The sequence below is a fragment of the Bacillus cereus G9842 genome (assembly GCF_000021305.1).
In the GTDB taxonomy this organism is placed as follows: domain Bacteria; phylum Bacillota; class Bacilli; order Bacillales; family Bacillaceae_G; genus Bacillus_A; species Bacillus_A thuringiensis_S.
This window is the reverse complement of record NC_011772.1, coordinates 1627376-1650966: the sequence shown is the minus strand read 5'-3', so window position 1 is coordinate 1650966 and position 23591 is coordinate 1627376. Positions and strand designations below refer to the sequence as shown.

Here is a 23591-nt window from a genome sequence, read left to right as displayed (position 1 = left end):
CTCCTCATTTTTAAAAGCCTGTAAATCCACCGAATAGACGAATAAAGAATGCTGTAATTTTCGTCATTTGATTTGTATACAATAAAATACCTGTTACAATCATCATTCCACCGCCAATTTTCATCATGACATTCGCATATGTAACAATCCATTTTACCTTCCCAATAAAGAATGCCATCACGAAAAATGGAACCGCAAACCCAAGAGTATACGCTGTAATATAAAGAAGTGCCCCTTCAGGATTCGTCGCGCCAAGCATGAGTACAGCTGAAAATATCGGTCCAACACATGGCGTCCAACCCGCTGCATATGTCATACCGACTAAAATCGAGCGAATATATCCAGTCGATTTACTTCTATACTGCACCTTTTTCTCTGCCATAAGCCACTTAGGCTGAAACAAGCCCGTCATAAATAGCCCCATTAAAACAATAAAAATCCCACCAATTTGTTGAATCAATTTTTGGTTAGATGAAAATGTTATTCCAATCCAGCTTACCGATAAACCTAACGCGTAAAATATAACCGAAAATCCGATCATAAAAAATATGGTATGTATAATCGCTGATTTTTGCATAATCCCACGATTTTCTTTTAAATCTTGGATAGACACACCTGTAATATAAGATAAATAAGATGGATATAACGGTAAAGAGCACGGTGATATAAATGACAATACTCCCGCCCCAGCCACAAGCCAAATTGTTAAATCTGCTGCATTCATTTTATTCCCCCTAAAACACTACAATAAGTAGTGTTTATTCTTAAAAAAAAGAGGCTATATGCACTCTCCGACAATAAGTACAACCGACATACAGAATAAACCTACTGTTACATATACCGAATTCGTATGTAACGGAATAGTAAGCTTAACAACCTTTTCATTTAACACTTGCTCGATTCGTAAATTTATTGCTGTTTTTGCAAATGAAGCGGTAACACATCGATTTTCCATTGTCTTTATTTTAATTAATTTTAATAACGCGCTACCTAACTCAAATGAAGATTCCATTTTTTGCATCGCATATTTATCAGCAGCTAGCTCCTGATACGTATGATATCGCTGTAACAACCCTTTTAATATCGGGATGTACATCATTCCTTCTGCTAATAACGTAAAACAAAATAATTTTAGCGGATCCCAATTCTTTTGATGATATTCTTCATGGAAAATAATTGCATCAATTTCTTCATCTGAAAACGTCTGAAGCAAACCTTCCGACATGACAACTTTCGGACGGAATAATCCAATTGTAAATGCCGCAACTTCCGTAGTCGGCAATATATATATTTGTTTTCCTTTTCGGATGAAAGGGATAAGTACTTTTTGTAATTTTTTACTATAGAAAAATTGTCGCCAAATTCTTTTGCACACGATTAATATAGTAAGTAATAATAATCCAGCGATTATAATACGAATCAGCGATAATTCTTTCATATGTTTTTCTAACTGGAACAAGCAAAAATTTGAAAGAAAGAACATCTTATTTTGAAACAGAAATGGATATGTAACGTAATACACTAACATACTGAAAAAGAGGGTACTAACAATTACTGCTAACAATACGATTTTACGCATTTGCCATTTCATTTCATTAATCCTCTTTTTTTAACTGACTCAATTTGTCTTCTAACTTTTTTATTAAAGTCGGATCAGCCTGCTCTAACTCATCTAACATATGATTTACAACTAAATCTCCAAATTCCCCCATCAATTCCTGTGTCATTTTCTTCGTTTGCTTGGATAAGAATTCTTCTTTTGTTTGTACAGCACGATATATGCCACTTCTTTTTACAATCTGTTTTTCTAAGTGTAACTTCTCTACTAACCTGTTCATAACTGTCATAACAGTGTTAAAATTCACAGGCGATTCTTCACTTAATTTCTGCTGCACTTCTTTAATCGTAATACCTTTGTTAGACCAAACAATCTCCATAATTTTCGCTTCAAGCGGTCCAAAGAAATGATTTAACCCGTGCTCATTTAATTTATAGTTTTGAGTAAACATAGTATGACTCCTTTCACACTACGAATTGTAGTACAAATTAAATAAAAGGTCAAACACGAATGAGATACACTAAAATTCACTACTTATAAATACGTACGCCATTCCATTAATTATAAGCCTAACTTATCTCCAAATGTATCAAAAAGATACTGCTCTAATATTTGTACACTAAACTTCTCATTACGCCCAAGTGCAAATAATTCCCGATCTTTCGCTACGATAGTATCTAACGGAATAGCTACATTATCCACTATTTTTGTAATTTCAATTATATTACTTTTTACATTTACTTCTGTTTTAAATTCAACATTTTCTAACACTATATGTGAACGTCTTCCTGATGCAAAAAAAGTAAAATTAGGATTTTTAACAACGCCAATTTCAGTCTCTAACGCATATAAATAGTGAAAAATTACATCTCTGTGCCCATCTTTTATTATTTTTTCATCCTTCTCATCGTCTAAGTATTCTTTCAGCTTCGTTGTAAATTCAAATCGAAAATCCACTTTTTTCACGCTCCTTCTTTGTATTTCATATTAAATAAATATATTGAAATAATTTTACCATATTGTAATACAACTTCCTATTAAAAGTAAAAACTGTTTTGGAAAATCGCTATTATTTCCGATTTCCTTTTAAAATATAAATATAAATTCAATATGAATTAATACTTCATTATATCTATTTAAACATATTTTTTCCATTTTTTGAAACATTAGTATGAAATATTATATATCAATGAATGGTTTCTAATTCACTGATATATATAATCAGTGTTTTCTTTACTATTCCGATATACTTAAGCTACATTTTCTAATTATTGATTACATTACAGAAGGAATGTAACTCTCTTCTATCGAATTTTTATATAACAAAAATGATTAGGTGGTGCTTTACTATGAAATTAGCTGTCATTGGTGGCGGTGATTTACAAGATTCAAATCACTTGCCTATTAATGAACGCCTTATAGAATTAACAAATAAACAGTATCCAAAAGTATTGTTTATTCCAACGGCAAGTCATGATGATGAAAGCTATATAAAATTATTTTTAGACACGTTTGAAAAACAATTACATTGTGAAGTACAAATTTTACGTACTACAACAGATTCACCTTCTAAGTATGAAATAGACGAGATGATTCATTCAGCCGATTTAATTTATCTAGGTGGCGGGAATTATATTTATATGTTTACGCAATGGAAAGAACATAGACTCGATGAAAAATTATTATTGGCTCTGCAACAAGGAACACTTATTGCTGGTTATAGCGCTGGTGCTATGTGTTGGTTCACGTCTAGTATCCGATCAGATTATGAAGGTTCTGGTTATATAGAGAGTAACGGATGGGGGATTGTTAATAAAAGATTTTGTCCACATTATAATCAATTAAATAGAATGAACGCCTTCCATTCCTTTTTACAAAATCATCAAGGGAATATAGAAGGAATTGCACTGGAGGATAATTGCGCTTTATATATTACAGAGGAATCCTTTGAGATTATCGGTGAACCAGAAAAAGCGTGGGAGTTTTATATGAGTGATAAAACACTCATTAGACAACATTTTGATATAACTTTAAAAAGCTATTTGTAAACCTGCACCTACAAAAAAATGTCCCTAAGTCAAATAACTTAGAGACATTTTTTCTATTTAACTAACTAATCGTGTAATTCGTTTCTTTTGCCATGAAAGCTTATAATATGCATACTGTAGTATTAAGCTGACAATAAATGCTGCTGGATACCCGATCCAGATCCCTTCTATTCCAAGACTTGTATGGTAAGAAAGATAATATGCTACGGGTACTTCCACAAGCCAAATTGAAACAACTCCAATAACAGTTGGCCAAAGTACTGTACCACTCGCTCGCATTGTCGCACTAATAATTTGTGCATGACCGAAAATTAAATAACTCCATAACGTAATCATAACTAAGCTATGAGCAATTTCAATTGTAGTTTGACTCGTTAAAAATAGTGATAAAATGTCTCTTGAGAATAAGTAAATAAGAGCTATTAACACACCACCGATGACGTAGTTCATAATAATTCCGACCTTCACAACTTTCTGCAATCGATCAAATTGATTCGCCCCAATTGATTGTGCTGCAAAAATAGAAACTGTAATACCAAGGCTAACTGCTGGCATTTGTACATAACTTGCAACTTGATTCACAACTCCGTAAGCAGCTGTTGCATCCGAACCGTAACGATTTACAAACGCGATTACAGCAATTTCAGATAATGAAACTAATATCATATTAATACTCGCTGGAATACCGAGCCTTAGCAATAGCTTTAATAACTCCCCATCCATTCGAAGGTATTTTCTAACCGTGCTGTCTAGTTGTAATGGGTGATTTTTCTTCTTTAAATACAAAAGCATGACAATAAACGTAATAACTGTAGATATAACAGAGGCATAGGCTGCTCCATACACATCTAATTTCGGAGCTCCTAACCATCCAAAAATAAGAATTGGTAATAAGATCATATTTAGCGCTGTACTTACAATTAAAAAGTAAAATGGCGTTTTAGAATCTCCTGTACCTCTCATAAATGTTGTGTATGCGAAATATAAAAATAATACTGGCATCGATATAAATAAAATTCGTGCATAATGTACACTTATTTCAATAATATTTTCTGGCGTTCCCATTAGACGCATAATATCCATCGCAAAAATACTGCCTATTATCGCCAACACAACTCCAATAATAAAGGTAAATGTCAGCGTCGTACCAACGATAGCTTTTAAACGATCTTCGTTTTTAGCACCAAACGCCTGACCAATTAAAATAGAGCTTCCTGAACCGATACCAATTACAAATGAAACGAGCAAGAAAAATAATGGGAAGAATGCTGATATAGCCGCTAAATCATTAACTCCAAGCCATCTTCCTACTACTACCATACCAAATAATTGTCCAACTGATTGTAGTACATTACTTAATAATAATGGTACTAAAAACATCGACATCGATTTCCAAATCGGTTTACTCTCACTTTCCAACTTATGTGACTCCGCACCTTCTTTATTGTTATCTGCAGGTGGTTTCAAATTTCATTTCTCCTTTTATTAAAAATCAATTTTCAATATCTATCTCTTTGTATAGTTGTTATAATACTGTGCTTCTATTCACTTTCTTTTCGTATGATTATAACTTCACCCAATATTGACTTCCATCGGCTGTTCGATCTAAAAATCCATACTCGATTAAATATCTTCTTAAAGTTACGAAATCAGGGTATACATTTTCTATCACTGTATTTACTTCTTTTTCAGTATACTTTTTATTACTATCAAACTTCTTTACTAAATGACGTAATATAATTAATTTACGCTTTTGTTTTTTCGGAAATTTAGAAAGAGGTCCATCTAATCCTTCTGTAAAATGAGCTTTTAATACTTCATCATTTTCTTCTTCCGTAATATTGTATCGATCATCCACCATCGTTGCTGTTCTATGAATTGGTACAAATTTCGTTTGTACTTTTGATTTTTCTTCTGATAATTCCATTAGAGCTAAAAATACTTTTGCTTGCTTCATTTTCTCTCGCAGTGTAAATCGATGATTACGAATTGTTGATGTACTTCCGCCATCCAACTCTTTTACAATTTCTTTATCATTCAGTCCCATATGGAAAAACTGAACCATTTTCTTTTGTAAATCCGTTAAACCAGTAAATTTCTTATCCATATTTAACAAATAATCAAACATAGACGTATGCTCATTTTGAATATGCAATCGGACGAACTTCTCTGCTTCATACAAAACTTGATTATCTTGATAAATAACACCTTTAATAAATGTTTCACCACAAGCTAAGCAAATGTACTCCTCTTTTTCTCCATCAAACACATACCCTTTCTTTAATTCCTCTATTGACGCATCCCAAAACTTCTCTGAAATACCACTCATACTAAACACTCCTTCAAAATGTTTATTCAAAAACCAAACAAATCACTATAACGTTTATTACCACTTCACCATCTTATCATAACACAAACAAACATTTCAACATTTCGTTTACCCATTTTATAAACTTTTATAAAAACATCTACCGAAAGGGTTTAATACAACGAAAAGCGAATGTGTTTATAGAAATTCATTTTATATGATGTGGATTAGAACATGGATATTCTTCAAGACTCTTGGTTTACCGTTAAGCAAATTGCACAGAATACATATGCGATTAGTGAATATGGAACCGGTATTCATCCATTACAAAACTTCAGTATTCAATTTCAACTACAAAAAAGATGTTTCCGTATAAGAAAACACCTTTTACTTTTTATCCCACATTTAAGGGCAGTAAGACTCCCACATCAAAATTCAGCGGAAGCAAAGAAGTTAAATGAGGGCGGGCTGCCCTTAAAAGCCCGATTGGTGAGGGCTAATAATCAGTTGATTAAAGTTTCAATTTATATATTCTATTTACAGTCTCTACTAAAACCTTACTTGCTTGTACAAATGTATGCTTTCGATTTCTATCTTCAACAAATTTATTAGCACAACTACTCATAATCATCATACAACTAATTATGACTAACACTATCTTTCTATTCTTGTAAGTCACTTCATGTCACTCCACTATTACAAAACTTCTTTTGAATTTATCCTATCAAGAAATTTTACATGAATAATAAAACGTGTGAATATGCAATTCTGCATATTCACACGTTTTATCACAATGTTATGATTTAATTTAGTTAAAGAACAAGTATACCGAGGTGACTAACTTGAAATTTAAAGCGAAAAAAAATCCATTCCACGTCATTTTCATTACTTTATTTCTAATTATTTTTTTCGTTTCGTTATTCTTCCAAAATGAAAATTCTATTTTTTTCACTCTCATGATGCTATTAAATATCGTGAATCTTTCTTCATTCTATTTCTCTCACTACAACGTAACGGAATCATCTCTTGTTGTAAAACACGGTTTCATACTTCGTACTGAAATCCCATTTAAAGACATTCGCCATATTAAGTACTCTGGCAAAAAACTTCGTTCAAAAAAATGGACTAGGCAACAATTAGAAATTAATTATAATTTATTTGACTCAGTGACCACTTTCGTACCACAAGAAGAAGAAAAATTCATTTCACTCTTAAAAGAGAACTGCCCACAGATGAAAGTAATGAATACGCCTGCTAACAAATAATATATTTTGAAGCTTGCAGTATTGCAAGTAGATGAAACATAAAAATGAACATCAAAAAAGCCAAGATTCTATACTAAGAACCTTGGCTTTTTCTATTACTCTTTTGGAGCAATCATTTTCTTTGGATCTACAATTTCATCAAATTGCCCTTCTGTTAGTAGCCCAGATTGCAATGCTGCTTCTTTTAAAGTTAATCCCTCTTTATGAGCATACTTCGCAATTTTCGCTGCATTTTCATATCCGATATGTGGGTTTAGCGCTGTTACAAGCATTAGTGAACGATTCACATTTTCATTAATTACTTCTTCATCTGCTTCAATACCAACTGCACAATTGTCATTAAACGAAACAATTGCATCCGCTAATAAGTGAGCTGATTGTAAGAAGTTATAAGCAATAACAGGTTTAAATACGTTTAACTCAAAGTTACCTTGGCTCGCAGCAAATCCGATTGTTGCATCATTCCCCATCACTTGCGCTACAACCATCGTTAATGCTTCACTTTGCGTTGGATTTACTTTACCTGGCATAATAGAGCTTCCTGGTTCATTGGCTGGAATAATAATTTCTCCAAGACCACTACGTGGACCACTTGCAAGCCAACGTACATCGTTAGCGATCTTCATTAGATCTGCAGCTAATGCTTTTAATGCACCGTGAGTATATACAACTTCATCATGGCTCGTTAATGCATGGAACTTATTTGGTGCAGAAACAAATTGTTTACCTGTAAATTGACTAATTTCCTCTGATACCATCTCACCAAATTTAGGATGAGCATTAATACCTGTTCCAACCGCAGTTCCACCAATTGCTAACTCTTTCATATATGTATTGCTCTCTGCAATCATACGCTCTGTTTTTTCAAGCATACGGTGCCATCCGCTAATTTCTTGCCCTAAAGTTAACGGTGTTGCATCTTGTAAATGTGTACGACCAATTTTTATAATATGTTCAAATGCAGTTACTTTTTCTGCTAAAGTTCCTTTTAATTTCCTGATTGCTGGTAATACGTGATTTTCTACTGCGATTACACAAGCTACATGGAGCGCCGTTGGAAATGTATCATTTGAACTTTGTGACATGTTCACATCATCATTTGGATGAATATGTACGTCAGATCCATTCTCTTTCAAAATTTGATTCCCACGATTTGCAATTACTTCATTCACATTCATGTTTGACTGTGTACCACTACCTGTTTGCCATACGACAAGCGGAAAATGTTCATTCCATTTCCCTGCAATCACTTCATCAGCAGCTTCTACAATTGCTTCTGCTTTTTCTTCTGATAACTTTCCTAATTTTTGATTGCTAAGCGCTGCACTCTTCTTTAAAATTGCAAATGCTTTTACAATTTCAAGCGGCATTTGCTCTGTTCCAATTGGAAAGTTTTCTTTACTACGTTGTGTTTGTGCTGCCCATAATTTATCAGCTGGAACTTTTATTTCTCCTAATGTATCTCTTTCAATTCTGTACTCCATGTTTTCATCCCCTTGAAAATATAATACCTACATCTCTTATAATAACAGACTTTTTCTTAAATGATAAGAATTCTCACTCTTATATATAGATATTTTATATTTATTTTAAAAAATTCCTCTTGACCTAAACTTAAGTTTAGGCTGTATCCTTTCCATTGTAACCTACTATAACACTACTGGAGGAATTCAATATGAAAAAATATGCTTTTATAACAGGTGCGAATAAAGGAATTGGATATGAACTTGTTCGTCAATTAGCAGAAAAAAATTATCACGTATTTTTAGGTGCTCGTAATGAACAACTTGGACAACAAGCCGTAGACTCTTTAAATGTTTCAAACGTTTCCTATATTCAAGTAGATATTTCAAATTCACAATCCATTCAAGAAGCAACAAAGAAAATTCACGAAACGACTGACCATTTACATTTATTAATTAATAACGCAGGCATTGCATTAGACTTCAATACGCTACCTAGTGAATTAAATATTGAAACTTTACGCCAAGGATTTGAAGTTAACTTTTTTGGAACTTTCCAAATGATACAAGCCTTTTTACCATTATTAAAGAATTCAAGCAACAGTAAAATACTAAATGTAACAACTGACATGGCCTCACTAACAATGTTTGCTAATGGTGAAACACATCCAATCAATACACTAGGATATAATTCTTCCAAAACTGCTATTAATGCTTTAACATTAGCTTTTAGTAAAGAATTTGCTACTAACGGTCCAGAAGTATTTGGGATAACTCCTGGTTTTACAACTACTGATCTTAATGGAAATTCCCCTGGTGGCCATACAACTATTGAAAGTGCTAAAATTATTATTAAATATGCATTAAGTGAAACAAACTATAATGGTAAAATACTAAATAAAAATGGCATTATACCTTGGTAACAAAAGGATGAATGATATGTATTATACAATTGGGCAAGTCGCCAAAATGCAACACTTAACTATTTCTCAAATACGTTATTATGATAAACAAGGACTGTTCCCTTTTCTGCAAAGAAATGAAAAAGGAGATCGAGCTTTTGATGAAGAAGCACTCAAATACTTAGAAATGATTTTGTGTTTAAAAAACACTGGTATGCCTATTCAAAAAATAAAACAATTTATCGACTGGTCTATGGAAGGAGAATCTACCATCTTTCAACGGTTGGAATTAATGAAACAACAAGAGACCAATGTCTTACAGCTCATCCAAGACACTGAAAAAAACTTAAAAAAGATACAACAAAAAATTGCTAAATATGAGAATGAAGTAACTTCAGCAGATGCTATTACAAAATAAAAAATCACCTTCTACATATTGTAGAAGGTGATTTTTATTTTATGATGCTTGCTTTCCTTTATCTGCATCATCTACATACCAGATGAATTTGCCTGTATATCCGTAAATAACTGCTAAAATTAACGATACGAAGCTTAACCACATAAACGGAACGTATGAGAACGTTGCTACACCTAAAATACCCGCCATAAAAATACCATTATCAGACCATGGAACCATACCTGAAGTTAACGTTCCACCTACTTCTGAGTTACGCGCTAATACACGACGGTCTATTTTTAATTTATCATAGCTATCTTCCATAATTTTTGGTGTTAAAATTAGTGATACATACATCGCACAACCAAATATATTAGCTAAGAATGCCACGATTAATGTAGACAATGTTACATTACCTGCAGAATTTAATTTCTTCTCAAATTTTGATACGATTACTTTTAAAACACCTAGTTTTTCAAGTAATCCACCAAATCCTAAACCGAAAATAATAACAGCTACTGAGCCAAGCATGCCGTTAATTCCACCACGGTTTAATAACTTGTCAACAAACTCAACACCAGATTGAATTGAGAATCCGTTATAAGCTGTTCCAATCGCCTCTCCAAAGTTCATCCCTTGGAAAAGAGTTGCCCAAATTGCACCAATTAAAGCTCCCATTGCAATTGTTGGCATAGACGGTTTCTTCATCGCTAATAGAACGATAACAATGACCGCTGGAATAAGCATCCATATTTTAATATCAAATTGCTTTAATAAAGCTTCTTTTAAAAATTCTACTCGATTCAAATCTACATTATCGCCGCCATACATCCAACCAGCTACAGTAAACATAATACTAGTAATAATATAAGCTGGAACATCTAATACGAGCATAGCTCGAACGTGAGCAATAACATCTACTTTCGCCATAGAAGCTGCAAGAACTGTGCTATCAGAAAGTGGTGATAATTTGTCGCCGAAATAAGCTCCTGAAAGAACTGCACCAGCAACAAGCGGAAGTGGTAAACCAAGTCCTTCACCAATCGCCATCATAGCAATACCTGCTGTTCCCACTGTTCCCCAAGACGTTCCTGTTGCGATAGAAGTTATAGAACAAATAATTAATGTTGCTAATAGGAATATGCTAGGGTGAATAAATTCTAATCCATAATAGATTAATGTTGGTACTACCCCACCAGCAATCCACGTTCCAATTAAAGCACCTACTGCAACTAAAATCAGTATTGCTTCTAATCCGTTAGAAATCCCTTTCGTAATTGCATCTTGCAATTCTTGATAACGAAATCCTAATCTTAATCCAAGCGCAATTACTAAAAACCATGAAATAAATAGCGCTAATTGAATTGGGAGATCAAAAATCGTTTGGAAGGAAAAGACAACAGCAAGAAATAGTAATAAAAGAACTATGATTTCTAGCATCGATGGTAATCTTACACTTTTCATTTTTTTCTCTCCTTACAAGTCGATAACATGACGTATGTCGTCTTACATGTATGTAATATACAATTAGCGAAGACAAAACAAAATTTTCATATTATTTCGATTTATTTTTCCAGTATAATATATTCACAACCCTTTCTATTGTAAAAGTAGATTACGTTTTTCGCAATGAAAAATATAAAAAATGTTGTATTTTTATTTATCCCGATATTTTCGGCCAATAAGACCTCCGCCTTAAAATTCAGTAAGCGCAAAGCACTTAGATAAGAAATTAACTACTGTAAAATTCCAAATTGATATGAACGTATTAAAGCTTCACTTTATTTACAAAGAACAATCCCATACTAACTTTTTTAATATTTGCTGCAACAAAACTTTTTACAACTATCTTCACTTTTTAATTAACACCATTATTTTCTACACAAAAAATAGGGCACACATCATTAAAATGATGCATGCCCTATCTTTATTTATACATATTTTGTATTCCTTCTTTATTTTTAAGTATTTCCTCAAACTTATCACTACACCCCTTCGGAAATAACACTCCCAGTCCATATGAATGTGCAAATTGAAAATGAGGGTACTTCGCTTTTACCTCATCCCAAAACTTATATACGCCGAAATCACCACTTCTAACTTCAATATCATGAAATAATACAATACCGTTTTTCGCGACTTTCGGTAGCCAAGTGTTATAATCGTGAGAAACAGCTTCATACGTATGATAGCCATCAATATGCAAAAGATTTATCGTTTCATCTTGAAACCGGTCTACAGCATCATCAAAAGTAGATCGAATTAAATTTCCTATATTAAGGTAGTTATCACTCACTACTTTTTCTACTATTTGAAAAACCCCTTCTCCATATGGACCTGTATGCCCATCTCCAGCCCAAGTATCTACTGCAAAGCATTTAGTCGATAACCCTCCATCTTTTACTCCCTGACAAAAACTGAAGAAAGAAGCACCTAGATGTGTACCTAACTCAACTAAAGTTTCTGGTTTTTCAAATCGTACTAAGTCATATGCAAAATCTAAATGTCCACTCCACGCAGATTGTGACCGAATAATAGGACTAAATGTTTCAAATTCAAATGATGGTTTATGAGTAACCCAGTTCATCGCATAACTCCTTCTGCACATATTTTTAACAAACCAAATTACTCTTATCTTTATTTTTTTATCGCCTTGATTATGATTCTATTTCATGAAAATATGAAGAATTTATTCTTTTCTATTGCGGTAAAGCATCATATACATATGGGTCAGTTGGCTTATTAATTTTCTCGATTTTGTTTACTTTTACAAGTGGAAAGACTGTTCCTTTATATGTCGTTTCATCTAATAATCCTGTTATTTTCACCCATGTTTCTTCTGATATTTTTTCAACATTTTTCCCGGTAACAATCATCCCCCAGACTGATGCATCCGCAATACAACAAGTTATGCCATATCGAGCCACTACTGCTTTATTACCCGTCACATCCTTATCATTATATATAAACCCTGAGAATATAATTTCTTTCCCTTTAAACCCTTTTACATCTTGACCAATTATACTCATTGTTTGAACATAATCCTTATCCTCTACTTGTAGTTTATGCTGTCCTAACATACTTTTTACTACTTGCTCTTCCGTTTCATAAGTCGTTGATAAATTTGATGTTTCATCTGGATCATCGAATACCTCTCGCCCATCAAAATCATCCTGTTTCCCCTCTTTTTCGTTCCCTTCCATACTTCTCGCCTGTACACTTTGATTCATACCCCTTTTTCCTGCTAAACTTCCATCAATTGTTACATTTCCAAATAGAAAAGCACTAATAATCGGAACAACAAATAAAACATATACAAAGAAACTTTTCATCCCTGATTTTAATGCTGTATGATGCTTACAACAATTACAATCATCCTCTTTTTCTCTCCCATCTCTCCAAACTTGTAAAGAACCAAGAAGTAAAATCACTACAAAAGCTATATACGTAAATTTAATCATTTTTGGAGCGATAAAATTATAAATATTCCCTGTTACAAGTAGTTTAAATAAGAGCATTGCTAAACCAATTAAAATAATACCACGAATATAGCGATGATATGCCTTCTGCTCCTCTTTCTCCATTCTTTCTCACCTCCTATAACATTATAATTTGCAGGATGGTATACACAGATACAATGACAATTCCCATTAAAAAGAATACAAATTTCTTTTGAAAATATGCAAATAGCATTAACGTATTTTTCATATCAAGCATCGGCCCAAACACAAGAAATGCGAGAAGTGCCTTTACTGAGAAAACATGTCCAAAAGATGCCGCTATAAAAGCATCGGCTGCAGAGCAAATTGATAAAACATAACCAAATCCCATCATAATAAAGGGGGCAATTACTTCGTTATGTGCTACTGCATCCAGTACATTCCGATCAAAAAACGTTTGAAATACACTTGCTAAAAAAGCACCAATCAATAAATACTTACCAGTATCAAAAAACTCATCTACAGTGTGATTCATAACATCTTTCCAACTCTTTTTTTTGCTTGTTTGAACTGAAACCTCTACGTCTTTTAAAACATTTCTTTCGCGATAGCAATAATACACAATTAGACCTATGAATAGAGCAACTAAAATTGTTATCCCAAAGCGTGCATATACAACATAATCATTTTTTTGAAACGCATATACAGTAGATAAAAAAACGACTGGATTCATAATGGGTGCACTCAGTAAAATAACAATGCCTACATGAAGTGGTAACCCCTTTTGAATGAGCCTTCTTACAATTGGTATAATGACACATTCACACATTGGAAAAAGAACTCCCACAAATACTGCTGGAATCATTGCAACAATCGGAGATTTCGGCATTACTTTTTGAATCATATCTTCCGTCACAAACACTTGAATAAATGAAGAAACAATTACCCCTAATAAAATAAAGGGTATTGCTTCAAAAATGATACTTAAAAATACTGTATTCACATTCAACCATTCCTGTGGTATATTTTTGTGCAAATTTGCTAGACTTGTAAAATCTACAAAAAATAATAAAAAGAGAAACATAGCGATAAGAGCTATGCCTACTAATTCTTTTGAAACTCTATTAAAGACCAAGCTTCTCGCCTCCATTTTATTTATATGTAAACATGTGCTTGTCCAAATGCTTCATACTACAGCACAAATTTTATAGTCTATTTCTATTCTCAAATCGTAATCATTATGATTTATTATTGATTTTTCTTTTTCCATCGTTTAATATAAAACGTAATCATTACGATTTAAGGGGAGATCATTTCATGAAAAAAGTACCTATCACTGTATTAAGTGGGTTTTTAGGATCTGGAAAAACTACCTTACTACATCACATTTTGACTAATAAGAACAACTTAAAAGTAGCTGTTATCGTTAATGATATGAGCGAAGTAAACATTGATGCATCTCTTATAAAAAAGGGTGGTTTTTCACGTACGGAAGAGAAATTAGTAGAAATTCAAAATGGTTGCATCTGCTGTACACTACGAGAAGATTTAATGATAGAAGTGGATCGTCTTGTTGAAAATGGTGATATTGACTATATTATTATTGAATCTTCTGGTATAAGTGAGCCTATTCCAGTTGCTCAAACGTTTACTTATACAGACGAAGTTCTTAACATTGATTTAACGAGAAATTGTCGCCTCGATACGATGGTTACAGTTGTAGATGCAAATAGGTTTTGGGATGATTTTGCAGATGGAGAAAGTTTATTAGACCGAAAACAAGCAATCGATGAGAATGATACCCGGGAAGTTATTGATTTATTAATAGATCAAATTGAGTTTGCAAACGTAATTATTCTTAATAAAATAGATTTGCTAGAAAAAGAAGATGTGATAGAGCTTCATCATTTACTAAAAAAATTAAATCCTAATGCAAAAGTTCTTAAATCTTCGTTTAGCAAAGTACCATTACAAGAAATTTTAAACACAAATCTATTTAATTATGAAGAAGCCAGTCAATCGGCCGGCTGGATACAAGAATTAAATAGTGAACATCATACACCGGAAACGGAAGAATACGGTATCAATTCCTTTGTTTACCGTCGCAAATATCCTTTCCATCCCGAGCGCCTTATGAATTGGCTAGAAAAATGGCCTTTAGATGTTGTAAGAGCGAAAGGATTCTTCTGGCTCGCATCTCGTAATAATATGATAGGGCTTCTATCTCAAGCAGGTTCCTCTATTACAATTCAAGGAGCCGGTGAATGGATAGCCGCATTACCTGAAACTGAAAGAAATCAAATGATTGCAGAAGAACCAGAAGTATTAAAAAACTGGGACGAGCGATATGGAGATCGAATAACTGAGCTCGTATTTATCGGTATTGATATGAATCGTTCTGTGATTGAACAATCATTAGATGATTGTCTATTAACAGAAAAGGAAATGGAACAAAAGTGGAATACATTTATTGATCCTATTCCGGCTTTTACTTATACTTCATAATAATTAATAAAAGGCTTCAGTAGAATGAAGCCTTTTTATTTTATAGCACTCTTATTTAATAGGTTTGCTTTAATTATAAATACAACTGTACCTAAAACAATTAATATAGTATATATGTTACCAACTACATCACCTATTTTTTCTAAGCCAAGCGGTAATATTATAGTAGCAACTCCGACTATATAAGAAAATGCTCCTGAAAGCTTCACTAATTTATTTTTATCTCCAACAAACGTTTCTTCTTGATATCCTGCTAACAAAAACAACCTCTAAAGAACAGCACCCTATTATTCAAGCGCTACAAAAACAAGATGAAAAACAAATGGAACAAATGATGTCTCAAAACTGGCTCCGTCCCATGAAAGAAATATAAAAAATGATTTCTATGAAATAATAAAGCTGGCTACACAAAAGTGTAACCAGCTCCTTATTTACTAATCTATGTGCTATGCCTGAATATTTGCGTAATCCTCAATATCTTCATACTCTTTTTCTAATTCCTCTAAAGACAGCTCGTATAATTGTCGGTCACGAATTTTAAACACACCTGCTCCAATTAACTCATCAATTAAATGCCTCTTACGATTTTCAACAGCAAAACGGAGTTGACTACTCATCTTTAAAAAAACTCCTTTCCACGATCATTGAAAATGATAATCTTTATCAATTACCACTTTTGATTATAAAAGATGACTCTTTATAAGTAAAGTAATTTCATGAAATATTTACCTGACAAAGTATTTGTGGCCACATTATATATATGTATGCCGTGCGAAAAATGTTATGACACATTTTCTTATCCTTTTTCTTTCATACTTTGCAGGTTGTCTCACTATGATTAAATTCACCATCTATTTCTACTTGAATGGTGACATGTTCTACATGAAACTTCTCCTTTAATACATCCGTAGCCTCTTTTAATACATTTTGCGTTTCATCACCTTTAATAATCAAATGGCAAGTTAATACTTGAAAATCAGATGTGACAGACCATATGTGCAAATCATGAACTTCTTTTACAACCGTAATATTTAATAATGTACTTTTTACCTCTTCAACATTTATGTGCTGGGGTGCACCTTCCATTAATATATGGACGGTATCACGTGTTACACGCCATCCACTAATAATGACTAAAATAGACACAAGAATACTAGCAATCGCATCAGCAACCGTCCATCCGAAAAATTTAATACATAGCGCTGCAATAATCGCTCCGACTGATCCTAATAGATCGCCTAATACGTGGAGGAAAGCACTTCTTAAATTCAAGTTCCCCTTCACATCTCCGCCTCTCATTAATATCCAAGCTGATAAAATATTAATAAGCAGACCAAGTACAGCAATAATGAGCATCCCATTACTAGCAATCTCAACTGGTTCTTTAAAACGGCGGATTGCTTCAATAAAAATGTATACCGAAATGACAATAAGAACGACACCGTTACATAATGCTGCTAACATTTCGACTCGCTTATATCCATATGTTTTCGCAGTTGTTGCTGTTTTTTCTCCGAGCTTAAACGCAAGTAAACTTAAGGCTAAAGATACCGCATCACTTAACATATGCCCCGCGTCAGATAATAGTGCTAAGCTATTTGTTACAAATCCACCAACAACTTCTGCAATCATAAAACTTGTTGTTAGTAGGAAGGCAATTAGTAACGCCTTTTTATTTTTTGAATGACCATGATCATGCGAATGTCCCATACGAATACTCCTTTAAGTACAATATCTGTATGTTAGTATGAAACAAACTCCCCATCTTTATCCCGAATTGACTGATTGTAAACGCCCGCTTCCTCTGTATACACACTTCGCTTCTTTTTAAACAATCCCTTTTTCTCAAATAAAACAAGACTACTTCTTTTTTATTTTCATATTGTTTACTAATGAAAGAATTTTTAAGGAGGTTACTAAAATGAAACGTTTATTTCTCTGTATGGAACGTGAACTTGTTGTAGTGAAAGAACAATATGATGACTATGAAACGACTTACCACTTACAAAATATGCAACCTACCTGTATCGCTGTTGATCCATTTCAAAAAAACCGTGTATATTGCGGAACATTTGGACGAGGTCTATGGTTAAGTGACGATAGCGGGGATTCATGGAGACCAATTGGAGATTCTTATCGTTACTTTGATTTTCCTAAAGAAGATGGTATTTTGCACTCCTCTATCACTTCCATAACAATAAGCTCAAATGAACAAGTTAACGGATATGGTGTCGTTTATGTTGGCACAGAACCGAGCGCTTTATTCCGCTCTGAAAATGGTGGTGAAACGTGGACTGAACTTAAAAATATGAAATCATTATTATCTTCTTATACGTGGGCATTTCCGCCTAGACCTTTTACCCATCACGTACGCTGGATTACGGTTGATCCAAACAACCCTAATACAATACACGTTTCAATCGAAGCTGGTGCTGTTATTCAAAGTAATGATAAAGGGCATACATGGATCGATAAAAAATTCGGTGCCCCTATCGATGCTCATCAATTACTTATGCACCCTGAAGCACCAAATCGCCTTTATGCATCATGTGGTGACGGATTTATGGGCGGACCTGATCGTGCATATCTTGAAAGTTATAACAATGGAAACAGCTGGATCTCATGCAGTGAAGGACTTGAACATCATTATTTATACAGCATGGCTATCGATCCCGCTGATTGCAATACGATTCTCGTTTCAGCTGCACCGAGTGCTGATCTCGCTCATCACCATATTCCTTATGAATCTTATATTTATCGAAAAACGAAAGATACTCCTTTCCAGCAAGTACAACAAGGACTACCATCCGCAATCGGTACAGTCATTTCGATGTTTGCGACAAACAAGGCAGAACCACATACGTTTTACACGTTAAATAACAACGGCGTGTTTCAATCCAATGATAGCGGCGAATCGTGGGAACAACTAAACATTCCGTGGAAAGATGAGTATAAAACGCAGCATCCACATGCGTTACTCGTAACTAGTTTTTAGCGAAAAGAGAGACTGCCTAATGTTTTTAGGCCGTCTCTCTTCTATTTCTTTAAATCAATTACGATATCATCTAGAACAATATCTTTACTCTTCGCTTCTTTTTTCGGCACTTCAATTTTCTTCTCTTTTCCATTCACATACTCCACTCCACCATGATTTTCAGGTGTATGCACTCGCAAATTCACATGAGGCGTAACGATAAGCTTTGTAGCATTTTTATTCAATTTTTGGAATGTAGTACTCCAACTACTTTTATGTGGTTCTGCTACTGTACCCGTTCCGCCATTTCCTTCACCAGCGTATTGATTTCCTAAATCATCTTTTATTTCTAGCTCAACATCTGCACTATCCCATATGCGCCTTAATGCCTTAGATTCTTCCTGATTATAAAAAACGATAAATGACATAGGTGTTACTTCCATTTTGTCTATATTTACTTTTATACCTTCTTTTTCGGAAATCCCATTAACTTTTATATCCTTACTATCCATCGCCTTTAAAGTAAGAGCAAAATTCCAATTCCCTTTTATTGATTTTTTTTCTTCGTACATATTAATTGATTCCATATTCCATCTAACATTTGCAACGTCCATTCTTTTACTACCAAGATCACTTGTTGTAGTCATACCTACATATTTTTTATCTCCTACTTTCGTAGTTTTAGAACTTCCAGCCGCACCATTAGACATGCTTACTTGCGGGGAACCAAATATGCTCGGATGCTCTCCTAAATCTTTTTCACTTTCGATAGAATACGTTATCGTTACAGTTCTCCCATCAAACACAGCATCATTAATTGTAACCTTAACCCCATTACTCTCTCTCGTCATATTCAATTCAGTCGAAAACTCTTTATAATTTTCATGTAGCCCTGTTCTACCATTATCTAAAAATCGGAATATATCTCCTACTATAGGAAGACCTCCAGCATAGGTTGGAAAACCAATACCAAGTGTTGCAACTGATAATCCTACTAAAATAGATGCAGCAGCGACACCTTTTTTCCAACTTTTCATCTTTTTCTTCGTACGTATCGATTGTTTTACATTACGCTTCACTTTTTCTTTTTCAATTTCAGAAGCCTCAATTTCCTCTAGTTCTTTTTCATCTATATCAATATCATTTAATAGTTCATAAATGTCTTTCATATTGCACTACCTCCAAAACTAATTTTCGTAGCATTTTGTTGTAGTTTCTTTTTCCCCCGGTACACTCGATTATCAATTGCTGCCCGAGTTAATCCTAACTTGTCACCTATTTCCTCTGTCTTCATACCAAGTAAATATTTCATAATGAATACCTTTTGATCTAACGGTTCTAATTGATTAATGAGCTTCAATAATTCTTCCCTATCTTCCATAACGATTAATTCGTCTTCTGCTGATTTTTCTGTACTGATATGAAACTCATCTGAAATAATTTCTACTTTTTTAGTCGCTTTTCGGTAATAATCAATTGCTTTAAACTTTGCAATCGCTGCAATCCACTTTTTAAAATCACTCGGCTCTCCATGGAATTTATTTGCGTTATTCCAAATGGAAAGAAATATATCGTTTTTACATTCCTCTATGAGTCCATCATTTTGAATTGGAAGTAGAACTTTATGCGTGATCCCCTTTATGAGTGGTAAGTATGTATCGACAACAAATTCTAACGCGTCTTCTTTTTGCCGCTGTAATCTTTTTATAAAATTTTTCTCATTTGATTTCATGTAGCGATTCCCCTTATTGTTTTGTAAAAGCTTTTACACCCTATATAACGTCTGAAGAAATTTTTTCTCTCATCTTTTTTATTTTTTGTATGTAATGGAATACTTCCCCTTAGCCATTGTCTCACATGACTATGCGTTCAAAGAAAATTTTCTCAAGTCTACAATTTAATTCATGTAGTACACTATTTATATAGTCATTCTTTAATTTGATGTACATTTTATTTCATTAATATATTTTTAAAATTAGGAGATGAGATGTGTATGTGTGGAATTACAGGTTGGGTAAATTGGAATAAGGATCTCTCCAATGAACATGTTATTTTAGAAAAGATGGCAAATAGTATCCAGCATCGTGGTCCTGATGCTGAAGGATTTTGGTTTTCACCTCGCGCGGCCTTTGCACACCGACGTTTAATTGTTATTGATCCAGAAGGCGGGACGCAGCCGAAGACATTTCGTGCTGGTGATTATACGTATGCTCTTACTTATAATGGAGAAATTTATAATTTCCGTGAACTGAGAGAGCAACTTCAAAAATGTGGTCATACATTTGAAACTCATTCAGATACAGAAGTATTACTACATGCTTATTTAGAATGGAAAGAAGACTGCGTACGACATTTAAACGGAATTTTCGCTTTTGCATTATGGGATGAACAGAAGCAACAATTGTTTTTAGTACGAGATCATTTAGGTGTAAAACCGCTCTTTTTTACAGAAAGAAATGGCAGTATTATTTTCGGCTCTGAAATTAAAGCATTATTAGCGCATCCATCTGTCCCTGCTGAAATTGATGCGGATGGAATAAATGAAATATTTGGATTAGGCTTATTTCGCACTCCAGGATGTGGTGTGTTTAAGCATATTCAAGAAGTACGTGCTGGACATTCTATAACATTTACACGTCATAAAAAAGTAGTTACGAAGTATTGGAATTTAGAAAGTAAGATCCATACAGACTCTATAGAAGATACATCTTCGCATATTTTATCTATTTTACAAGACACAGTAAAAAGACAATTAATTGCCGATGTTCCTCTCGTTTGTATGTTATCAGGCGGATTAGACTCTAGCGGTATTACTGCACTTGCAGGTAAAGAATTTGCAGAGGAGCACGAAACACTTCACACGTATTCAATCGACTTTTTAAATAGCGCCAAAGATTTCGAGCTGACATTTGCTCGCACTGGCTTAGACGCTCCTTGGGTAAAACGTGTTTCCGAACATGTAGGGACATCGCATCATGACATTATTGTGAATGCTGAAGAATTAGCAAATCACTTATTCGTTCCCCTCCATGCGAAAGATTTGCCAAGTGCAGGCGAAATGGAAACTTCACTATATTTACTATTTTGCGAAATGAAAAAAGATGCAACCGTAGCTTTATCTGGTGAATCGGCTGATGAAGTATTCGGGGGATATCCTTGGTTTCATCAAGAAGAACTACTGTATGTAGATAAGTTTCCATGGTTAACAAACTGGAAAAACACATCTTCTCTATTATTAAACGAAGTAACAAAGCAATGTAATCCTGAACACTATATCAATAAAAGATTCCATGAAGCTGTTCATGAAGTACCTACTCTTGAAGGGGAAAGTAAAAAATCCGCGAAACAACGCCAAATGTTTTATTTATTTTTAACGAGATTCCTTCCTTTCTTACTTGACCGTAAAGATCGTATGAGTATGGCTGTTGGTTTTGAAGTTCGTGTACCGTTTTGCGATTATAGATTAGTTGAATATTTATGGAATGTTCCTTTCAACATAAAAAGTATTGATAATATTGAAAAAGGCATTTTACGTAGAGCACTACAACCAGCTTTACCTGACGATGTACGCAATAGAAGAAAAAGTGCTTATCCAACTTCACAAGATCCACACTACTTACAAACAATCCGTAATTTAACACTTGATATGTGTAGCAATAAAAACAATCCTATTTTCTCACTTATTAACCATTCCATCTTACTTTCAATTGCTAATCAAAGTAATAAAGAGATTAACAATTTTGAGGCAAGAAGTGCCATGGAGTATATGCTACAAGTAAATGAATGGTTGAAAACATATCATATTCATATTGCTTAACAAAAAAGAGTTCAAGGATAAAAACCTTGAACTCCTTTTATATTAATTAGCACATTGTTTATTATCAGTATCAATAGACCATCCAATAATCGTGGCACAATCTCTACCTTTCCACTGCAATACATTTGTTAATACGGGCTCAATCTGCAAGCAACTTCCGTCGTGTAATATTTCTACTAAAGATTGATCATCATCAAACCTTCGTTTGTCACACTCTAAAATACCATCTGTTGCCATTACAATGTGATTCATTCCTTTTTCTAATCCTCTTACACCTGACGTAAAGCAAGGTGTATTTGCTGCAAAAATATTTTTCCTACCAATATATTCGTAATTTTTCCGTTTATTTAATCGTCCTTTTCCATTTTTCGTTTTCTCAGAATGGAATAAATACGCGAAACAATCACCAACTGATAACCAATATAAAAATTCGCCTTTTCGTAAACAAATTAAGCAAGCGAGTTCCTCATCATCTTGATCACATTTTTTAATAAATAACTCATCTGTAAATAACGCTAATAAGTACATATGTGTATGATGAAAAGCTAAATGTATTGGATATGAGAATAACTCCTTTAGTTTTTCTTTTCTTGCCGAAATCGCTTCTATTATATAATCTATATTTTTTGTTTTGTGATGTGTATCAAAAATCATAACAAATTCAAATTGTAATTCAGGATCCCACCAAGCAAGCACCGCATCTCCTCGTTCATATGCATCACTCTCTTGATTCCCCCCATATACGCCGACTGAAAGAGGACCACATTTTTCAACATGTATTTCATCTACATACATCTGTTCATGACTAATCCATTTGAATGTATTCACAGCTATCATCCTCTCTCTTGCTAAATGTATACCTTTACACATAGATTACCTTATATTTCAATAAAAATAAACTTTTTCAACATTTT

At 33.7% G+C, this 23591-nt stretch carries 25 protein-coding genes and 1 pseudogene; 9 read left to right on the top strand and 17 right to left on the bottom strand.

The genetic code is table 11. The features are described from left to right. Window positions 1-10 precede the first annotated feature (10 nt). From ccdA to BCG9842_RS08345, 4 genes are all read right to left on the bottom strand, one after another. Complete coding sequence (ccdA, locus tag BCG9842_RS08360; RefSeq protein WP_000990435.1) at window positions 11-724, bottom strand: cytochrome c-type biogenesis protein CcdA; 714 nt, start codon at window positions 722-724, stop codon at window positions 11-13. Between the two features lie 54 nt (window positions 725-778). Beyond that, window positions 779-1591, bottom strand: coding sequence for a M56 family metallopeptidase (locus BCG9842_RS08355; RefSeq protein ID WP_000871954.1), 813 nt, complete (start codon window positions 1589-1591; stop codon window positions 779-781). A 4-nt stretch (window positions 1592-1595) separates the two neighbouring features. Further along, window positions 1596-2009, bottom strand: a complete 414-nt coding sequence (locus BCG9842_RS08350) for a BlaI/MecI/CopY family transcriptional regulator (RefSeq protein WP_000495050.1) — start codon at window positions 2007-2009, stop codon at window positions 1596-1598. A gap of 110 nt (window positions 2010-2119) precedes the next feature. After that, entirely contained in the window at window positions 2120-2515 is a 396-nt protein-coding gene (locus BCG9842_RS08345; RefSeq protein WP_000347524.1) for a DUF3942 family protein, read from the bottom strand. A 392-nt stretch (window positions 2516-2907) separates the two neighbouring features. Between BCG9842_RS08345 and BCG9842_RS08340 the strand changes: the two genes are divergently transcribed. After that, the gene (locus BCG9842_RS08340; RefSeq protein ID WP_000762127.1) at window positions 2908-3606 is read left to right on the top strand and encodes a peptidase E; all 699 of its coding nucleotides are present in this window, start codon (window positions 2908-2910) and stop codon (window positions 3604-3606) included. 57 nt (window positions 3607-3663) lie between these two features. On the opposite strand, the gene BCG9842_RS08335 is transcribed toward BCG9842_RS08340, so the two are convergent. After that, window positions 3664-5073: an MATE family efflux transporter gene (locus BCG9842_RS08335; RefSeq protein WP_000804121.1), complete on the bottom strand. Its 1410-nt coding sequence runs from the start codon at window positions 5071-5073 to the stop codon at window positions 3664-3666. Between the two features lie 97 nt (window positions 5074-5170). Continuing rightward, a complete protein-coding gene (locus tag BCG9842_RS08330) occupies window positions 5171-5935 on the bottom strand; it encodes a DUF2087 domain-containing protein (RefSeq protein ID WP_000014491.1) in 765 nt (254 codons plus the stop codon). 213 nt (window positions 5936-6148) lie between these two features. Between BCG9842_RS08330 and BCG9842_RS31280 the strand changes: the two genes are divergently transcribed. Next, window positions 6149-6526: a hypothetical protein gene (locus BCG9842_RS31280; protein WP_002162860.1), complete on the top strand. Its 378-nt coding sequence runs from the start codon at window positions 6149-6151 to the stop codon at window positions 6524-6526. Between the two features lie 230 nt (window positions 6527-6756). Next, window positions 6757-7179, top strand: a complete 423-nt coding sequence (locus tag BCG9842_RS08320; RefSeq protein WP_000669083.1) for a PH domain-containing protein — start codon at window positions 6757-6759, stop codon at window positions 7177-7179. A gap of 95 nt (window positions 7180-7274) precedes the next feature. On the opposite strand, the gene fumC is transcribed toward BCG9842_RS08320, so the two are convergent. After that, the gene (gene fumC, locus BCG9842_RS08315) at window positions 7275-8663 is read right to left on the bottom strand and encodes a class II fumarate hydratase (protein WP_000456612.1); all 1389 of its coding nucleotides are present in this window, start codon (window positions 8661-8663) and stop codon (window positions 7275-7277) included. Window positions 8664-8854: 191 nt separating this feature from the next. Here fumC and BCG9842_RS08310 point away from each other — a divergent pair, with 191 nt between their 5' ends. Together BCG9842_RS08310 and BCG9842_RS08305 are read left to right on the top strand one after the other, a co-directional pair. Next, on the top strand, window positions 8855-9565 hold the full coding sequence (locus BCG9842_RS08310) for an SDR family NAD(P)-dependent oxidoreductase (RefSeq protein WP_000759560.1): 711 nt from the start codon (window positions 8855-8857) through the stop codon (window positions 9563-9565). A gap of 16 nt (window positions 9566-9581) precedes the next feature. Then, on the top strand, window positions 9582-9962 hold the full coding sequence (locus BCG9842_RS08305) for a MerR family transcriptional regulator (protein WP_000291857.1): 381 nt from the start codon (window positions 9582-9584) through the stop codon (window positions 9960-9962). 39 nt (window positions 9963-10001) lie between these two features. On the opposite strand, the gene nhaC is transcribed toward BCG9842_RS08305, so the two are convergent. The 4 genes from nhaC to BCG9842_RS08285 form a co-directional block, all read right to left on the bottom strand. Further along, window positions 10002-11405: a Na+/H+ antiporter NhaC gene (nhaC, locus tag BCG9842_RS08300; protein WP_000843986.1), complete on the bottom strand. Its 1404-nt coding sequence runs from the start codon at window positions 11403-11405 to the stop codon at window positions 10002-10004. Window positions 11406-11868: 463 nt separating this feature from the next. Next, complete coding sequence (locus BCG9842_RS08295; RefSeq protein ID WP_001104671.1) at window positions 11869-12528, bottom strand: class I SAM-dependent methyltransferase; 660 nt, start codon at window positions 12526-12528, stop codon at window positions 11869-11871. A gap of 112 nt (window positions 12529-12640) precedes the next feature. Then, window positions 12641-13525, bottom strand: a complete 885-nt coding sequence (locus tag BCG9842_RS08290) for a TIGR03943 family putative permease subunit (RefSeq protein WP_000409944.1) — start codon at window positions 13523-13525, stop codon at window positions 12641-12643. Between the two features lie 13 nt (window positions 13526-13538). Further along, entirely contained in the window at window positions 13539-14531 is a 993-nt protein-coding gene (locus tag BCG9842_RS08285; protein WP_003309320.1) for a permease, read from the bottom strand. A gap of 167 nt (window positions 14532-14698) precedes the next feature. Between BCG9842_RS08285 and BCG9842_RS08280 the strand changes: the two genes are divergently transcribed. Beyond that, window positions 14699-15886: a GTP-binding protein gene (locus BCG9842_RS08280; protein ID WP_000757662.1), complete on the top strand. Its 1188-nt coding sequence runs from the start codon at window positions 14699-14701 to the stop codon at window positions 15884-15886. Between the two features lie 35 nt (window positions 15887-15921). Here the strand turns inward: BCG9842_RS08280 and BCG9842_RS08275 are convergent, their stop codons facing one another. Continuing rightward, window positions 15922-16152 carry a hypothetical protein gene (locus tag BCG9842_RS08275; protein ID WP_102981840.1) on the bottom strand — a complete coding sequence of 77 codons (231 nt, stop codon included), beginning with the start codon at window positions 16150-16152 and terminating at the stop codon, window positions 15922-15924. 8 nt (window positions 16153-16160) lie between these two features. On the opposite strand from BCG9842_RS08275, the pseudogene BCG9842_RS30945 reads away from it, so the two are divergent. Next, window positions 16161-16259: pseudogene (locus BCG9842_RS30945) on the top strand (GntR family transcriptional regulator); the annotation flags it as partial. A 73-nt stretch (window positions 16260-16332) separates the two neighbouring features. Here the strand turns inward: BCG9842_RS30945 and fbpA are convergent. Both fbpA and BCG9842_RS08265 read right to left on the bottom strand, forming a co-directional pair. Next, on the bottom strand, window positions 16333-16503 hold the full coding sequence (gene fbpA, locus BCG9842_RS08270; protein WP_000098300.1) for a Fur-regulated basic protein FbpA: 171 nt from the start codon (window positions 16501-16503) through the stop codon (window positions 16333-16335). Between the two features lie 193 nt (window positions 16504-16696). Further along, on the bottom strand, window positions 16697-17596 hold the full coding sequence (locus tag BCG9842_RS08265; protein WP_000510030.1) for a cation diffusion facilitator family transporter: 900 nt from the start codon (window positions 17594-17596) through the stop codon (window positions 16697-16699). 211 nt (window positions 17597-17807) lie between these two features. Between BCG9842_RS08265 and BCG9842_RS08260 the strand changes: the two genes are divergently transcribed. Further along, complete coding sequence (locus BCG9842_RS08260) at window positions 17808-18881, top strand: WD40/YVTN/BNR-like repeat-containing protein (RefSeq protein ID WP_000825316.1); 1074 nt, start codon at window positions 17808-17810, stop codon at window positions 18879-18881. A gap of 41 nt (window positions 18882-18922) precedes the next feature. Here the strand turns inward: BCG9842_RS08260 and BCG9842_RS08255 are convergent, their stop codons facing one another. Further along, entirely contained in the window at window positions 18923-20029 is a 1107-nt protein-coding gene (locus BCG9842_RS08255; protein WP_000653118.1) for a DUF4179 domain-containing protein, read from the bottom strand. Then, window positions 20026-20592 (bottom strand): sigma-70 family RNA polymerase sigma factor, encoded by a 567-nt coding sequence (locus BCG9842_RS08250; protein ID WP_000840014.1) that lies wholly within the window; start codon window positions 20590-20592, stop codon window positions 20026-20028. Before BCG9842_RS08250 ends, BCG9842_RS08255 begins: the two co-directional genes overlap by 4 nt. 261 nt (window positions 20593-20853) lie before the next feature. Here BCG9842_RS08250 and asnB point away from each other — a divergent pair, with 261 nt between their 5' ends. Then, complete coding sequence (gene asnB, locus BCG9842_RS08245; protein ID WP_000334023.1) at window positions 20854-22677, top strand: asparagine synthase (glutamine-hydrolyzing); 1824 nt, start codon at window positions 20854-20856, stop codon at window positions 22675-22677. 42 nt (window positions 22678-22719) lie between these two features. On the opposite strand, the gene BCG9842_RS08240 is transcribed toward asnB, so the two are convergent. Next, on the bottom strand, window positions 22720-23547 hold the full coding sequence (locus BCG9842_RS08240) for a protein phosphatase 2C domain-containing protein (RefSeq protein WP_002083203.1): 828 nt from the start codon (window positions 23545-23547) through the stop codon (window positions 22720-22722). Window positions 23548-23591 lie beyond the last annotated feature (44 nt).

Excerpts from the sequence above, each read along its gene's own strand:
- BCG9842_RS08260 (WP_000825316.1), top strand. The coding sequence starts at position 17,808 with ATGAAACGTTTATTTCTCTGTATGGAACGTGAACTTGTTGTAGTGAAA.
- BCG9842_RS08330 (WP_000014491.1), bottom strand. The coding sequence starts at position 5,935 with ATGAGTGGTATTTCAGAGAAGTTTTGGGATGCGTCAATAGAGGAATTA.
- BCG9842_RS08240 (WP_002083203.1), bottom strand. The coding sequence starts at position 23,547 with ATGTGTAAAGGTATACATTTAGCAAGAGAGAGGATGATAGCTGTGAAT.
- BCG9842_RS08280 (WP_000757662.1), top strand. The coding sequence starts at position 14,699 with ATGAAAAAAGTACCTATCACTGTATTAAGTGGGTTTTTAGGATCTGGA.
- BCG9842_RS31280 (WP_002162860.1), top strand. The coding sequence starts at position 6,149 with ATGGATATTCTTCAAGACTCTTGGTTTACCGTTAAGCAAATTGCACAG.
- BCG9842_RS08340 (WP_000762127.1), top strand. The coding sequence starts at position 2,908 with ATGAAATTAGCTGTCATTGGTGGCGGTGATTTACAAGATTCAAATCAC.
- nhaC (WP_000843986.1), bottom strand. The coding sequence starts at position 11,405 with ATGAAAAGTGTAAGATTACCATCGATGCTAGAAATCATAGTTCTTTTA.
- BCG9842_RS08265 (WP_000510030.1), bottom strand. The coding sequence starts at position 17,596 with ATGGGACATTCGCATGATCATGGTCATTCAAAAAATAAAAAGGCGTTA.
- BCG9842_RS08290 (WP_000409944.1), bottom strand. The coding sequence starts at position 13,525 with ATGGAGAAAGAGGAGCAGAAGGCATATCATCGCTATATTCGTGGTATT.
- BCG9842_RS08305 (WP_000291857.1), top strand. The coding sequence starts at position 9,582 with ATGTATTATACAATTGGGCAAGTCGCCAAAATGCAACACTTAACTATT.
- asnB (WP_000334023.1), top strand. The coding sequence starts at position 20,854 with ATGTGTGGAATTACAGGTTGGGTAAATTGGAATAAGGATCTCTCCAAT.
- BCG9842_RS08350 (WP_000495050.1), bottom strand. The coding sequence starts at position 2,009 with ATGTTTACTCAAAACTATAAATTAAATGAGCACGGGTTAAATCATTTC.
- BCG9842_RS08255 (WP_000653118.1), bottom strand. The coding sequence starts at position 20,029 with ATGAAAGACATTTATGAACTATTAAATGATATTGATATAGATGAAAAA.
- BCG9842_RS08355 (WP_000871954.1), bottom strand. The coding sequence starts at position 1,591 with ATGAAATGGCAAATGCGTAAAATCGTATTGTTAGCAGTAATTGTTAGT.
- ccdA (WP_000990435.1), bottom strand. The coding sequence starts at position 724 with ATGAATGCAGCAGATTTAACAATTTGGCTTGTGGCTGGGGCGGGAGTA.
- BCG9842_RS08250 (WP_000840014.1), bottom strand. The coding sequence starts at position 20,592 with ATGAAATCAAATGAGAAAAATTTTATAAAAAGATTACAGCGGCAAAAA.
- fumC (WP_000456612.1), bottom strand. The coding sequence starts at position 8,663 with ATGGAGTACAGAATTGAAAGAGATACATTAGGAGAAATAAAAGTTCCA.
- BCG9842_RS08295 (WP_001104671.1), bottom strand. The coding sequence starts at position 12,528 with ATGAACTGGGTTACTCATAAACCATCATTTGAATTTGAAACATTTAGT.
- fbpA (WP_000098300.1), bottom strand. The coding sequence starts at position 16,503 with ATGAGTAGTCAACTCCGTTTTGCTGTTGAAAATCGTAAGAGGCATTTA.
- BCG9842_RS08310 (WP_000759560.1), top strand. The coding sequence starts at position 8,855 with ATGAAAAAATATGCTTTTATAACAGGTGCGAATAAAGGAATTGGATAT.
- BCG9842_RS08285 (WP_003309320.1), bottom strand. The coding sequence starts at position 14,531 with ATGGAGGCGAGAAGCTTGGTCTTTAATAGAGTTTCAAAAGAATTAGTA.